12 protein-coding genes are annotated in these 13711 nt (G+C 70.2%); 6 read left to right on the top strand and 6 right to left on the bottom strand.

Translation table 11 applies throughout. From position 1 onward, the window contains the following. Positions 1–141 precede the first annotated feature (141 nt). Positions 142–417, bottom strand: a complete 276-nt coding sequence (locus JT723_RS34435) for a hypothetical protein (RefSeq protein ID WP_205048843.1) — start codon at positions 415–417, stop codon at positions 142–144. 683 nt (positions 418–1100) lie between these two features. Between JT723_RS34435 and JT723_RS34430 the strand changes: the two genes are divergently transcribed. Both JT723_RS34430 and JT723_RS34425 read left to right on the top strand, forming a co-directional pair. Next, positions 1101–1334, top strand: coding sequence for a hypothetical protein (locus JT723_RS34430; protein WP_205048842.1), 234 nt, complete (start codon positions 1101–1103; stop codon positions 1332–1334). A gap of 29 nt (positions 1335–1363) precedes the next feature. Further along, the gene (locus tag JT723_RS34425) at positions 1364–3871 is read left to right on the top strand and encodes a DEAD/DEAH box helicase (protein WP_205048841.1); all 2508 of its coding nucleotides are present in this window, start codon (positions 1364–1366) and stop codon (positions 3869–3871) included. Positions 3872–4060: 189 nt separating this feature from the next. On the opposite strand, the gene JT723_RS34420 is transcribed toward JT723_RS34425, so the two are convergent. Continuing rightward, entirely contained in the window at positions 4061–4384 is a 324-nt protein-coding gene (locus tag JT723_RS34420; RefSeq protein ID WP_205048840.1) for a hypothetical protein, read from the bottom strand. A gap of 947 nt (positions 4385–5331) precedes the next feature. Here JT723_RS34420 and JT723_RS34415 point away from each other — a divergent pair. Then, a complete protein-coding gene (locus tag JT723_RS34415; protein ID WP_205048839.1) occupies positions 5332–5646 on the top strand; it encodes a hypothetical protein in 315 nt (104 codons plus the stop codon). Here JT723_RS34415 and JT723_RS36535 read toward each other — a convergent pair. Further along, positions 5627–6616 carry a replication-relaxation family protein gene (locus tag JT723_RS36535; protein ID WP_372441416.1) on the bottom strand — a complete coding sequence of 330 codons (990 nt, stop codon included), beginning with the start codon at positions 6614–6616 and terminating at the stop codon, positions 5627–5629. The genes JT723_RS34415 and JT723_RS36535 overlap by 20 nt on opposite strands. Before the next feature lie 1238 nt (positions 6617–7854). Here JT723_RS36535 and JT723_RS34410 point away from each other — a divergent pair. The 3 genes from JT723_RS34410 to JT723_RS34400 all read left to right on the top strand — a co-directional run bounded on the left by JT723_RS34410 (position 7855) and on the right by JT723_RS34400 (position 10224). Beyond that, positions 7855–8904, top strand: a complete 1050-nt coding sequence (locus JT723_RS34410; RefSeq protein ID WP_205048838.1) for a hypothetical protein — start codon at positions 7855–7857, stop codon at positions 8902–8904. Between the two features lie 299 nt (positions 8905–9203). Beyond that, positions 9204–9434, top strand: coding sequence for a hypothetical protein (locus JT723_RS34405; RefSeq protein WP_205048837.1), 231 nt, complete (start codon positions 9204–9206; stop codon positions 9432–9434). Between the two features lie 79 nt (positions 9435–9513). Beyond that, positions 9514–10224: a hypothetical protein gene (locus JT723_RS34400; protein ID WP_205048836.1), complete on the top strand. Its 711-nt coding sequence runs from the start codon at positions 9514–9516 to the stop codon at positions 10222–10224. 742 nt (positions 10225–10966) lie between these two features. On the opposite strand, the gene JT723_RS34395 is transcribed toward JT723_RS34400, so the two are convergent. The 3 genes from JT723_RS34395 to JT723_RS34385 form a co-directional block, all read right to left on the bottom strand. After that, a complete protein-coding gene (locus tag JT723_RS34395) occupies positions 10967–12121 on the bottom strand; it encodes a cation diffusion facilitator family transporter (protein WP_205048835.1) in 1155 nt (384 codons plus the stop codon). A 608-nt stretch (positions 12122–12729) separates the two neighbouring features. Beyond that, a complete protein-coding gene (locus tag JT723_RS34390) occupies positions 12730–13332 on the bottom strand; it encodes an HD domain-containing protein (RefSeq protein ID WP_251512690.1) in 603 nt (200 codons plus the stop codon). Then, the coding region (locus JT723_RS34385; RefSeq protein ID WP_205048834.1) for a zinc-binding dehydrogenase at positions 13329–13711 on the bottom strand (383 nt) is incomplete at its 5' end. The genes JT723_RS34390 and JT723_RS34385, both read right to left, overlap by 4 nt.

Below are 13711 nucleotides of genomic sequence, written 5' to 3'. Positions count from 1 at the left end.
GTCCAGCACCGTGTCCCCCTTCCGCAGTGTTCCGGAGTAGCTCGCTCCGCTCGGGTCCTGGCGGTGCGCGCTGCGCCCAGCAAACCGGTGCGGGAAAGTCGTTCGGCGCGGCCCGTACGGGGCGGGCAACAAGCAGGCTGGCTAGGAGGAGGCGGTGTCAGCCTGTGGCTGCGTGGGGTCGATGCCTGCGCCGGCCGAGCGTCGGAATGTCAATGTCCAGCGTTCCTTGGGGGTTGCAGGGTTCTCTTTGACGCCGGTCAGCTTCCAGCCCTCGGATTCGATCACGGCGATGTATCTGCTCCGTATCTCCTCGAGAGGCGAAGCCAGCGTGTGGACGTAGGTGTTCTCGCCTCGTTCTCGCGCGGCGATCGCGCCCTTGGTCATGCGCTTGCGCCCCCACTTCTGCGCGAATCCCATGAGCAGATCCCTTCTGGGCTAGTCCGACCGTGGTGGTCAGGTCGGCAGGACACTACCGCGGCCATGGGGCTGGAGACTGTCACCGTGTTCGCCACGTACCCCAGCGTGGGTCTGGGGATGCTCCAGCGGGCGCACGAGGCCGGCCTGGCGAGCTGGTCGCTGGTGGTGGATGAGCCCACCGGGTCAGCGGTCGGGGCAGTCGCGTCAGGTGCGGCCCGTACGGGGCGGGCAACAAGCAGGCCGACTAGGAAGAGGGCGGGTACAGGTGGGCGGCTCCGAGTGTCTAGAACGTTCCGTCAGCAATACGTTCGCCGCATCTTTGGCGACCTCGTTGGCGATGCGCACCCCATGTCGTTCGCCAGCAGCAAGGAGGGTCGTCATCACCTCGAGCGCAGGCCTACCGGCGTGCGTCGTACGGATCTCCGTTAGGGCCTTCTCGTACCGCGCCACCTGGTCCTGGAGCAGGGCATGGACTTGCCGTAGTCGGGCGCATCAGCCACGCGGACAAAGGTACTCCAGTTGGTCGAGGGCACCGAGGTTCACCCGGCGGTCGGTTCCGGAGTTCCGGTCATGGGCCGATCGGGGTTGTGCGTCAAGTTGGCGCGTGCGCTAGGCTTTGGACTCAGACACCACCGCCGGAGCACACCCGCACTGGACTACACATCGTCCCGAATGGTGGCATCATGCGCTTCATGGTTGAGGCATCCAAAATTCCAATCACAGTGACTTTCGAGCCTTCAGGGGCAGAGTATGTCGTTGAGTCTGGCGATCACCTCATCATTGAGTGGCCAAATGGCCCGGGTGGCCTGCTCGGCAGCGTGGAACACTCTCCTGACGGCCTTGTGATTGGCGAACCAGGGAATGGGCTGTCTCGAATATGGCGCTCGAGCGGCGAAGAGCTTTCCATTCTTGGATGATCCTATTTTGGCTCGGGGGTTGACGAACTATGAAGCTGGTGACTGAGGCGGCAAGCGAGGGCGCAAGTTTTGACCCGTTCCCTCATCAGGTTGAGGCGTCTGATGCGGCAGTGCGAAAACTCGAATTGATTCCGGGTCAGGAGATGCCGGCGCAGGGTCTGCGGACGCAGGTCATCGCGGCGACCGGTTCGGGCAAGACGTTCATGGCGGTGTTGACCGCGCGGAAGCTGCGGGCGGGTCGGGTGCTGGTGCTCGTGCCGACTTTGGATCTGCTGACGCAGATGGCGGCCGCGTGGCGGGCCGGCGGGCGTACGGGGCCGTTCTACGGGATCTGCTCACTGCGGGCGGATGAGGGGCCGGGGCTGGCGGCGTGCACGACGGACGTGGACGAGCTGGTGGCGTGGACCCAGGGCCTGGAGACCGTGACGGTGTTCGCCACGTACGCCAGCGTGGGTCTGGGGACGCTCCAGCGGGCGCACGAGGCGGGGTTGGCCAGCTGGTCGCTGGTGGTGGTGGACGAAGCCCACCGGGTCAGTGGGCGGGGCTCGAAGCCGTGGGCCGCGATCCACGACAACACGAAGATTCCGGCCGACCGCAGGCTCTACATGACCGCGACGCCGCGCGTGTGGGAGGCCCCGGAGACCGAGGAAGGCGGCAGCGGCGCGCCAGTGCTGGTCGCTTCGATGGAGGACGACCCGGACGGGCTGTTCGGCAGCGTGGCGTACAAGCTGACGCTCTCGCAGGCCCGCAACCTCGGGCTGGTCGCGGCGTGGCAGGTGGTGTGTGTCGACGTCACTGACCCAGAGCTCCAGGCGGCCGCACTGCTGGGAATCGAGGCCAGGTCGGACAACGTGCGTGGCAGCCGTCTCGCGGCGCTGCAGACGGCCGCGGTGAAGACCTCTGCGGAGCGGGGACTTCGCAGGATGCTCAGCTTCCACTACCGGACCAGCGAGGCCGAGGTGATGGCGGCCGGGGTGCCGGCCGTCGCCCAACGGCTGTGGGAGGACGACCCCGAGACGTATCCGGAGCCGGATCGGGTGTGGTCTGAATGGTTGTGCGGTGAGCACAGCCCGAAGCGGCGTCGGGCGACGCTGGCCACGTTCGCGGACCCGGTCGGTGAGCGCGTCGACGGCGACCTGGTCCCGATGCGGCTGCGGCTGCTCAGCAGCGTTCGAGTCCTTGGGGAAGGCGTGGACACGCCAGGTTGTGACTCTGTGTTCTTCGGGGACGTACGCGGATCGGCGGTCGACATCCTCCAGATCGTCGGCCGGGCGCTCCGGATTAAACCCGGAGAGGGCAAGGTGGCGAGCCTCGTAGTACCGGTTTTCCTGGGCAAGGATGAGGACCCCGACGCCATGCTAACGTCCAAGGGGTACAACGGGCTGGCCCGGATCTTGGCCGCACTCCGTAGTCATGACGCGGACACCGTGGAGGCTCTGGCGGAGCAGCAGGCCACCACCCGGCACCGGAAGCCGTCGGCGGCGGAGCGTGACGCGGCGGGTCGGGGTGAGGAGCGCGGAACGTCGGCCCCCGCGCAGAGCCTGCTGTCCTTCTCCACCCCGCGCGACCCCGCCGTCCTGGCGCAGTTCATGAAACTTCGGATTCTCCAGCCGGAAAACACATACTGGCGTCAGGGAATCCAGGCCGCGACCCGGTACGTGAAAGAGAACGGGGATCTGAAAGTCCCCTATGCCTTCACCACACCGGAGAACTGGCAGCCCTCCGAATTTCCTCTTGGAACGTGGATCGCCGACCAGAGGAGGTTCTACAAGGCGGGCCAGATGAAGCCCGCACGCGCCCGGGAACTCGAAAACTTGCAGATGATCTGGTCGCACTGGGACGTCGCTTTCCAGGAGGGACTGTCAGCAGCGGCCGGGTGGGCGGCCGAGCACGGGCACCTCCTCCCGCCGACCACAGCCACCTGGAACGGGTACCCCGTTGGTGTATGGGCCAAGAATCTGAGGACCGCGGGCCGGAAGCTGGCGGAGCTCGAGGCCCGGCGCGAGGCCGGGCTGCCGATCGGCTCCGCCGCCGGCGCGCTGACCGAAGAGCGGCGCGACGCACTGGAGAACATCGACCCCTCCTGGTGCCCCGCCTGGGACGTGGCCTGGCAACGCTGCTACCGCCTGTGCTGCACGCTGATCACCGTCGGCGCACCCGTGCCCACCGCACCCGGGCAGACCACCCTCCAGGGCGAAGACCTCGGAGCGTGGGTCCAGGCGCAGCGCCTGGACTGGGGCCAACTGCTCCCCGCACAGCGGTGGATGCTCGAACACATGCTCCACCTCACCCCGGCAGAACCTGACGAGAGGCCGCCAGCGCCCCGTACACAGGCCGACAAGTGGGCGGCGAACCTCGCGGCCGCCCGGCAGTACCACGCCCGCCAGGGAAACCTCCAGGTACCCCGCAAACACATCGAGACCGTCAACGGGATCGAGCACAAGCTCGGCATGTTCCTCGACAACACCCGCAGGCGGGCCGACAAGCTGGCGGCGGAGCCGCGCGCAGAACTCGACGCGCTCGGCATGCGCTGGTAGCAGCAGCACCGGCGAAGGGCCGTGTCCGGACCCCGCCGGGATCCGGACACGGCCCCTGTGGTGTGGGCCCCGGATTACCAGCCCGATGGTCCCTGGCAATACCGGTCCCGGTACGGGAGAGCTCCAGGGGTGTGCCCGCGCTGTGCACCTGAAGGGGCGGCGCAGGCCGCGCGTGGCTCTGTCAGCCCATCAGCACGGGGGAATGCCCGGATCGCGGTTGACCGAGTGGGCGTTGCCGTCCGCGTACCCCGCGAACACGTAGCCAGACCAGTACTGCCAGACATTGCTCCCGGCGGGGAGCTCGGCGTAGACCTGGTACCAGGTGTCGCCCAAGCCGTCGATACTCTGCCCAACCGTCCAGCACACGGCTCCAAGGTAACCACCCGGAGCGAAGTCCGGGGCGTTGGCGACCTTGCCGTTCCAAGTGTTGGGGCTGTTGTAGATGCCGACCGAGTGAGGCCCCTCCAGCTGGAAGTAGTCCTCCGCGAACGCGGTGCCCGACGCCAGGCTCATGCCCGTTACGGTCAGTGCAGCCACGGCTGCTAGCGAGGCGGCTCGGCGCCCCAATGCGAACTTCATTGCTACCCCCGTCGTTGGAGAACCGTTCCGGTGCGGCCACGCTGCATTCGGCACGAGCCGCACGGGCACAGCGTACGCAGGGCGCCGGGGGTACGAAACACCAGAAGTGGCCATAGGCCCTGTGGAGTTGTGACCTCGCGGATCTCGACCGGGGAGGGCCGGGGCCCTTGGGATATGTGAGTAGGCGCCTCTGTGACAGCCCACCGAACCGGCCCTGGTCGGACAATGGCGCCAGCTGGTCACCTCATGACAGCAGGCGGGCCCACACCACTGCCACAAACCCGAGAGATCGCACCCGGGCATTCCGTTGGGGACCCGTGCGCGGCCCTTGTGAGCGGCTGTGGCTGCCTCGCCGGCGCGGTCTGACCAAACCCGGCCCGCGCTGCTGTCACCAGGCGACCACACTCCCGTACAGCGGCCTCTGAGGGGGCCGCGCCACATCTCGGGTGGCCTCGAGCACATGCTCCACCTCACCCCCGCACGTCCAGACGAGCGGCCGCAGACGCCCCGAACACAGGCCGACAAATGGGCAGCGAACATGGCGGCCGTACGGCAGTTCCACGGCCGCGAAGGCCGCCTCAAAGCGGAGGGCGGAACTCGACGCACTCGGCATGCGCTGGTAGGGCGGCAGCCGGGGGGCTGCGTGCCGTGTCTGGCCCCCGGCCGGGGGCCAGACACGGCACGCACCTATTACAGGCCGGTGATGCAGAAGTGGTACATCGCCGTGTAGGTGTAGTTGATCGTCTCGCCCGGGTCCAGTCGGCTCAGCATCGCCCAATCGGCGCCGGTTAGGCGATGCGGCGGATGACGCCTCCCTCGGGAGGGTGATCCGTGAGCGTGGGACCCCCTGCCGCTTTCTGGATGCCAGTTTGAATCCGGTCATGAGCCTTCGTCATATCACCACGGTGCTGGGTGCGGCCGCTGCGGCAGTCGTCCTGTCCATCGCGGTTCCCGCCTCCGCGCAGGCCGCGCAGGGAATCCTCACCATCGACGCCACCACGTACCAGGACCCGGCCGACGGCTGCCTGGACGTCGGCGGGCCTCCTGCACCTCGGCACTTCGTGGCCAACGACACCGACGCCCCTGTGCTGCTCTACACAGACCCTGGCTGCCAGGGCCGCCCGGTTCACCTCGTGCCGCCCGGGGACGGCGACTTCACGCCGTTCGAATCCGTGCTCATCGGCCTGCCCGACTGACCCCTCGCTGAGCGAGAAGCGCCCGGACTCGGGCTGAGAGCAGCCACCCCCACGACTGCCAGGTCGCCGTAACCCAGAGCCTCCGAGCACGGCCCCGGTTCCCCAATACCGCACGAGACGAACGGACCTGCCTGTGCCTGTATGCGGAGCGGGGCTGTGCCCGCCGCGCTGGCCCGGGCCACCGGGCGGATGAGGCAGCGGCCGGACAGGAGTACTGCCAGTGTGGCGTGGCCAGCTGCGCGGGAGTTGCTGACACGGGATGGGATTCAACCTCGGGTGTCGCCTCCAGTGCCTGTACGAGGCCGCGCAGCGGTGTGTGGCCGGCGCGGTGCCAACCGGGCCTTGGGGGCCGTGTGCGGTCAGGTCGTCCAACATGGCCACCAGCAGCGGCACGCAGCCGTATCCGGGGTTGTCGTCGGCGAACCGTATTGCCAGTGCTCCCTGACCAGGTCCATGACGCCGGGTGCCCCGGTCGACCTCGAGCATCAGCACCGGCACGCCGGCGGCCGGTGCGCGCAGCACGGCGTCGACGCGGACCGCCGCCTTGCTGCCCGACGCGATCGGCAGGTGGGTCTCGGTGGAACGACCGGACGCCGCAGATGCCGGGCGCGGCGCCCGGGAGGGTGCCGCCGCGGACGAAGGCGATGACGGTCTCGTTGACGGCCATCGCGTGCTTCGCGCCGCCCCGGGCGACCCCGCGCGCAAGTCCGCCGTCGACGCCCTCGACCATGATCTGGTCGGCGTACTCCCGTCCGGCCGGCGTCAGCCGCCACAGCTTCTGCGCGGCAGTGCCCGTCCGGTCCGGGGCGCCGATCCGCCCGCGGGGACCTGCGGTGTTGTCCTCGGACACCACCAGGTCGTGCTTGGCCAGATCCAGCAGGGCGTTGCGGATCGACTTGTTGTCGCTCAGGTGCGGGCGGACGAGCCGCATGATCTGCGTGGCCGTGGCGATCTTCAGTGCACCGAGCACCGTGATCGCGTCGTCCCGCTCCGCCGACGCCGACCCGTACGGGTACAGCACCCGCCGCCGCTTCGGCTTCTCGGTCTGTTCCGGCTGCTGCTCCTGCGTGTGGCTCACGCCTGCCTCCCCACTCGCGGCGATCAGACGGTCCAGTCTCCCCCGTGCCACCGTCAAAGCAGCGCCAGCGCCCGCCTGGTGGTGAGCTGGCAGCGCCCCGCTCTCCTTCCCGGCCGACGCACCAGCGGCGGCATGCGCCCCGCCAGGGCCGCCGGAGGCATCCGTACCACCCGTCAGCCCCTCGCGCCTGCCACCAACCAGCCCGCACCCGTCTCCTTTTCATCGGGTGCAGCAGGAGGTGGAGGGCAAGAGGGGATGTCGAGGCTCCCGGCAACATCACTAATTACGGCCTGACCTCCAAAAACACCCTGACCGGCGCCGGGTAGGCCGGTAGGAGCCCAGGCAGCGGTCCCGGAAGGGGTCCCGGCAGGAACCGCGTCGAAGCGGCAATCACACCGGGGAACTCCCGGCCGGTCGCGTCGCTGACGCAGATCCGCTCAGTGGGTCATTGCGGGGCGGGGAGCCGGTCCTGGCTCCAACCCACCAGGTCCGACGGTTCTTACCGGCGCCCGGCAGCTCAGCAGCAGGGGCAGTGGGGCGCACGGCAGGGTGCTCACGGCGGGGAACACGGCGCGGACATACTGCCGCACCCGGACGCCGGCCACGCCGACGGGCGCGGGCGCGGGCGCGGGCGCGAAGAAGCACAGCGCGGCGCCGTCCCAGAACGGTGGAAGGAAAGCTCCGTGCACCCGCTGGCCAGTCCCTCTCCCGATACCGCCGGTCCGTCCGGCGGGCTACACCACTTCCCAGGACGCAACCTGGTCGAAGATGGGGCCGTGACCAACCGCACCAGCACACTGCTGTCCGCTTTAGCTTTTGGGTTCTTCGGACGGCCCGCACCGCTGCAAGCAGCGGTTCCGTGCCGGCGACAGGCACTTCCTGAGTGGGGCCGGTGACAGTCCGGGGTCCTGGTGCCCGGACGGCGTAGTGGGCGAGCAATTCGCCTGCACCGCGCTCCGTAGGCGGCGAGCTTGCCAGCGGCGCACTCAGCCGACTCGGTGTTCAGGTCGACCTTCACCATCAGCAGTGACACCGCGCGATCGTGGCGGCGCAGCCCCCACCGGGTGAGAATGGCAGCGGGAGACGCCCAGTACGCAGCTTGCATCCCACGACGGCGGTTGGAGCCGATGATGCACAAGTACGCACAGGCCGAGGCCCTTCACGTTCCCCCGTCGTCCCGGCCGGGGTCCGGCCGGGACGGCTCCGCCGCCGCCCGGCTGCTGTCGCTGCAGTGCACGGCCGGCAACGCCGCCGTCACCTCGTTGCTTCGCGACGGGCGGACCGCGCCCTTCCCCGCCGAGCGCAGGGGCGAGGCCGGGAAGGCCGCCGCCGAGCGCCTGCCCGCCGGGCGCGACGCGGCGGGGGAAGCGGCCGCCACCGCCCAACGGGTCCCGGACGAGCCGCAGTCGGACGCCGCCGGGGGCGCCCCGGCGCCCCGCGAGCCGGTCCACTACCGGATCGAGGCGAAGGCGTGGATCCCTCAGGCCCGTGTCGTGGACCCGGAGTCGGTCCTCGGGGTCACCACGATCCTCGGGTCGTCACCGCGCGCGCTCGAGCAGAGGATGCTCGACTCGCTGCCGCCCGGCGCTCAGCCGACCGGCTACCTGTCCCACTACCGGGGCGACGATCACACCGGCTACGCCGGGTCCCACCGCGTCGTCCAGGTGATCGAGTTCGACTGGGACGGCGAGAGGATCTCGAACGTCACGAAGATCGCGCTGCCGAACTTCGGCGCCTCGCACCGGGACGTGGTCATCCGGTACTTCGACGTGCGGGCGCTGGACACGAGGTGGATCGAGGACAGCGAGTCGGCCACGGCCACCGAGTCCGTCGTCCACACGCCGGCTGACAGCGAGGTGTCGCTCGGCATCCACAGTGCCAATCCGCTCACCATGGCCCCGAGCCCGGACATCGACGCCGACCTGAGCGTGTTCCTCTCCTCCGATCCGACCTTCGGCACCGAGGAGGTGACCGTCCGCTGGTCCACCGACCTCATGCCCAGCCACGGTTTCCGCCTGGTCCGCGACGGCGTGGAGGTCACCACCGAGACCACCAACGACATCGCCGGGATGACCCCGACGGGACCCGCCGCGGCAGCGGAGATCTTCATCCGTCTCAACAGCAAGTCCAACGGCGGCTCACGGACGTTCTCCTTCCTCGACGCACACCAGGTCACCTGACGCGGCCGCCCACATGACCTGCGTCGACTGCATGTGAGCTCCCGCGCACGCCCACACCGCTGATCTCCGTTCGTGCACTCCGGCGAGTGCCCAAACGAGCGGTGTCACGTCCGGCGACGTGCGGCGGGATCGCGCCCCTGCCGAGCGACTGCGTCCACGCCGCTGCGGGCGTACCACCCGTTCACGGCTGGTGACAGCGTTCTTACCAGCACCCTTTCTTCGCTCCCGAGCCGCAGCCATGTGCAAGACCCAACTGGACTGAGCGCCTCAGCGGCCGGTGCGGGCAGGTGCGGCACAATGTGCGGACCTCGCCACGGTTCTACCGCGCCGGCACCTGGGTACCGGAACCGACCGAGCGGGAACTCGCCGAAGGCCTCGCACGCAGCCGCTGGGACGCGCACGTACTGCGCACCGCCCTACGGGAAGCGGCCCCCGAGGCGCGGTCCGGGCGGCTGGTCAACATGCTCGCACCGGCCGCCGACATCGTCGACGACGACCGCCGGTGCCTGGCCGTCAGCGCCTACATCTGAACCCGTGTCGCCGAAGGCGAGCCCGACTTCGCACCCTGGGCGATCGACCACCGTCAGTGACGGCATGCACAATGCGTTCATGAGTCACGACTACAGGCCCGGTGACGTGCTGTTGCTGGAGTGCCCGTTCACTGAGACCGCCGTCACCGGGGTCACCCGCTACCACGTGTCCGTGCGGTGGCCGTGGCTGGAAGTGGACCCGCAGGCCGAGAGCATCAGGTGGAACGGCCAGAGGGCGCTTCCAACGCCCACGGCCCGCGAGTGGGAGATCTTCCGAACGGAACCGGCGGAGAGCACACTGAAGCCGGGCGATGCCTGCCTGGTGGGAATCCCCGCGACCGTGGTGCACGTCCAGGCGGTTCACCGCTTCGATCCGCCCCTGGTCACTGGCATGCTGCCCCGGCCCGCGTCGTACCTCGAGGTCCTGCAGCAGGGTGAGACCCACGACTCTTCCTTCGAGGACCAGGGCTACACGATCGATCCGGCCGGCGGCGAACCCATACGCATCGAGCTGTTCTTCCGTCCGTACGCCTTCCTCGAACTGGGTGATGAGGTTGCCGACCGGAACGGGCGCGCCTGGCGGTTTGATGCGGCCTGGAACTGGCACCCGTTCGACGGCGAGCAGGCGGGCACTCCGACCTGGCCGCTGAAGTTGATCACCCGTCATGGTGAGCCGACACCGACAGAAGCCGAAGAGGTCGGCCAGGCAACTGCAGTCGGCAGCCACTCGGACGAACTGGATCGATGGAGCGTACTCACTCACGCGCGACCAGCCGCCCATCAGCAGTAGGCCCCGCAGGTGACAAGAGGCCTGCCTATGTGACAACTATCTTGCTTCGGCTCAGTGAGCCAGGTATGCCGGCTTCACCGGGCGGTCGCTCAGAAGCTGAAATCTATGAACTCCACGTCGGTCGCGCCTCGCTCACGGGCGGCGAGGATGCCGCCCGCGTGTTCCGGCGAGACGGCCTGCGTGATGAGCCGCGGGCGCGGGTGGTCCGTGGAGCCGAGCGTGGCCCGGAACCCGAAGTGGGCGCGTGTGGTGATCCGCAGGCTCCCGCTGCTGGAGGCCAGCGTCGCCTGGAGGGCCTTCTGCGGCCTGAGGAGTTTGCCCGCGGCTACCGCTGCAGGTGCGGCGGGAGATGCCCAGACGGGCGGCTACGGCCGCTGTGGAGCCCTACGCCGGCCGGGACGGGAACCGGAACTCTTGGGCACCGGCCGGGGGAACTCCGCCCGCTCCGCAGCCTCCGGGCCCTCGTGGAACTGCCCGCGCACCGGCACCGGCGGGTGTGCCGTGAGCGGGCAGGGCGCTGTCGTCGTGATCGCTCGTCTTACGGACACGTTCGGGCCGCCGGCCTGACGAAGACCCGACCGCCGACTCGTTCGTCCTGGATCGCGTCGGGGATGTGCTGCTGTCCGCGCTGCGGGACTGGCAGCGCGACTCCGCCGCCACTGGATGCAGCGGCCTGCCCGCAGCCTCCTGCGCTTCATCACCGGTCTCCTGGCCGACCCCGACGACTGCGGCGACGTCGCCGTCACCCTGGAAAGGCTGCGGGACGAGCGTCCGGCGCTGGCCCGCGCTGCCGACTGAGGCCGCCTCGATGAGGAGCGGCGTCGCGGCTGTGCTCGCCGGCCGGCAGAGGTGCGTCCTGGTGGTGAGCGAGCGGGGCGTGGGGGTCGTTGCCGTGCGGGAGGTGGTCGGTGTGGACGGTGGCGGCGGTCAGGCGGGGAACGGCGTGGATGAGGGCGTGTTCGGCGGCCACCGCACGCTGGTGGGCGGCGACGACGGTCAGGTGCGGGTCGACGACGATCTCGGCTTCGGCGCGGAGCGTGTGGCCGATCCAGCGCATGCGGACCTGCCCGACGTCCAGGACGCCCCCGACGTCGCGTAGGGCGGCTTCGGCGGTGTCGACCAGGCCGGGGTCTACGGCGTCCATCAGCCGCCGGTAGACCTCGCGGGCCGCGTCGCGCAGCACCAGCAGGATCGCCGCGGTGATGAGCAGGCCGACGACCGGGTCGGCCCACCGCCAGCCGATCGCGGCGCCGCCGGCGCCGAGCAGCACGGCCAGGGAGGTGAAGCCGTCGGTGCGGGCGTGCAGGCCGTCGGCGACCAGAGCGGCGGACCCGATCCGGCGGCCGGTTGCGATGCGGTAGCGGGCCACCGACTCGTTGCCGGCGAAGCCGACCGCGGCCGCGACGGCGACCGCCCACAGGTGGGTGATGTCACGCGGGTTCAGCAGCCGGTCGACCGCTTCGTACGCGGCCAGTGCCGAGGACGCGGCGATCGTGAGCACGATGGCGATCCCGGCCAGGTCTTCGGCGCGGCCGTAGCCGTAGGTGTACCGGCGGTTCGCCGCCCTCCGTCCCAGCACGAACGCAACGCCAAGGGGAAGGGCGGTCAGTGCGTCGGCGGCGTTGTGGATGGTGTCGCCCAACAGCGCCACCGACCCCGACACGGCCACGATCACTGCCTGGACGATCGCGGTGGCACCCAGGATGCCCAGCGACAGCCAGAGGGTGCGCATCCCCTCGCGCGAGGTCTCCACGACCGGGTCGACCTTGTCCCTCGCCTCATGGCTGTGCGGCCGCACCAGGTGCGCGACCTCGTGCCGGGCCCGGGACCACCAACCAGCCTCGTGCACGTGGCCGTGGTCGTGCGCGTCATGGCGGGGGTGGTCGTGGGCGTCCATGGGACCACCGTGTCAGCTGAAGTCCGTTGCAGCCACTAGCGAAAAACAGGCTGTGACCAGGTGCGATGGTCTTGCAACAACGCAGATGACGCGACTGCGGCCCCGCCCCTCGCTACGGTTGCTGTACGGCCTGCTGGGCACCACGGCCACGGCCCCCCTGCGGGAGGCCGGGGCGCTCGCATCCTCACCTGCCGAGCAGCCGCCGCCACCAGGTCGCGGGCGGGGTGAACGTCGGCGCGGGCAGCTCGATGCCGTCGTTGCGGGAGATCCAGTACGTGCGGCTGCGCGGCGGCAGCAGGTCGTGCTCCAGGCTGCGCAGGCCGGACCCGTCGGTGATGTGGAAAGGAACGGTGGGGTGGGCTGGATCGGGCAGCCGGTCAGGCTCAGGTCCCAGGTGTCGGTGGTTCCGTCGTCCCGGTCGTCGCGCACGCTGGTCGTCCCGGCCGCCCGGTACGGCAGCGGCTGGCCCTGCTCGCGGGCCTCGTCGTTTTCCGACAGTCCTTCGCGGTGAAGTCCGGCTGCAGGAAGACACGCACCACCCGGCCGCGCCGGCGGCATCCCGGGCGGGCACGATGACCGGGAAGGGGGCTCCCGGCCGCGCTGACGTCTCAGGCGGGGGCGTCCAGCGGGTTGCCGGCCATCCGGCCGGCCAGGTCCGAACGCACCGCCCGGCCCGCGGGGGAGCCGGGCTTGCGTGCGGCCTGGGCCTGGAAGCACGCCAGGAACCGCTCGGCGAGGTCCAGCCGCGGGTAGCGTTCCAGGACCTCGGCGCGGAAGTCCGCCGGGAGGGCGTCCGCCTCCTTGCCGACGATCTCGGTTGCGGTGGCCCGGGACAGCAGGTGCCCCTCGGGGTCCGCGGACACCTCGACATGCGGCCACATGTGGCGGACGATCACCTCCGACAGGCGTGCGCGGCGCCCGGCCGTCCACCCGGGGCCGGCGGCGAAGACGGCGGCCACGTGGCCGCCGGCCTCCTCGAAGGCGACGGTGTGGCTGTCGAAGACCGGCACGAGCCCCAGGTCGTGGAAGAGCGCGGCCACGTAGAGGAGCTCGGCGTCGAAGGCGACGCCCTCCGCCTCACCCAGGGCGGCCGCCCACACGTAGGCGCGCAGCGAGTGGTTGAGCATGGCGGCGGAGTGGTGGGCGGTCGCCACCTCCAGGGCGGCGGTCGGCGCGGAGCCGTCCGGCAGGACGAGGGGGCCGGGCCTCACCGCGCGCTCGCTTCCACGGCGTCCACCGGGACGACGCGGATGATCGTCCTGCCGATACCGCGGCGGCCGGGCGCGAAGGCCGCGGGGCCCTCGGCGAGCGGGTGGACCTCGCCGACGATCGGCCTGAGCCGGCCGTCCCTGAGGCGCTGCGCGAGGTCGGCCAGGCGGGCCCGGTCGGGCTCGACGACGAAGAAGACGGCGCGCCCGTTCACGGGCGTGCCCGTGGGCGGCGCGGCGATGGTGACGAGGGTGCCGCCGGGGCGTACGAGGGCGGCCGAGCGGTCGAGGATCTCGCCGCCGATCACGTCGAACACGACGTCGGCCGGCTCGGTGTCCTCCAGCCGGTCCGCCTGGAGGTCCACGAAGGTCTCGGCGCCTA

Origin of the sequence: Actinacidiphila bryophytorum (genome assembly GCF_016916835.1) — a bacterium.
In the GTDB taxonomy this organism is placed as follows: Bacteria; Actinomycetota; Actinomycetes; order Streptomycetales; family Streptomycetaceae; genus Actinacidiphila; species Actinacidiphila bryophytorum.
This window is presented reverse-complemented; position numbering and strand designations above follow the sequence as displayed.

What these genes read in the sequence shown, in the direction of transcription:
- JT723_RS34435 (WP_205048843.1), bottom strand. Translation starts at nt 417, where the DNA reads ATGGGATTCGCGCAGAAGTGGGGGCGCAAGCGCATGACCAAGGGCGCG.
- JT723_RS34430 (WP_205048842.1), top strand. Translation starts at nt 1,101, where the DNA reads ATGCGCTTCATGGTTGAGGCATCCAAAATTCCAATCACAGTGACTTTC.
- JT723_RS34425 (WP_205048841.1), top strand. Translation starts at nt 1,364, where the DNA reads ATGAAGCTGGTGACTGAGGCGGCAAGCGAGGGCGCAAGTTTTGACCCG.
- JT723_RS34420 (WP_205048840.1), bottom strand. Translation starts at nt 4,384, where the DNA reads ATGAGCCTGGCGTCGGGCACCGCGTTCGCGGAGGACTACTTCCAGCTG.
- JT723_RS34415 (WP_205048839.1), top strand. Translation starts at nt 5,332, where the DNA reads ATGAGCCTTCGTCATATCACCACGGTGCTGGGTGCGGCCGCTGCGGCA.
- JT723_RS34410 (WP_205048838.1), top strand. Translation starts at nt 7,855, where the DNA reads ATGCACAAGTACGCACAGGCCGAGGCCCTTCACGTTCCCCCGTCGTCC.
- JT723_RS34400 (WP_205048836.1), top strand. Translation starts at nt 9,514, where the DNA reads ATGAGTCACGACTACAGGCCCGGTGACGTGCTGTTGCTGGAGTGCCCG.
- JT723_RS34395 (WP_205048835.1), bottom strand. Translation starts at nt 12,121, where the DNA reads ATGGACGCCCACGACCACCCCCGCCATGACGCGCACGACCACGGCCAC.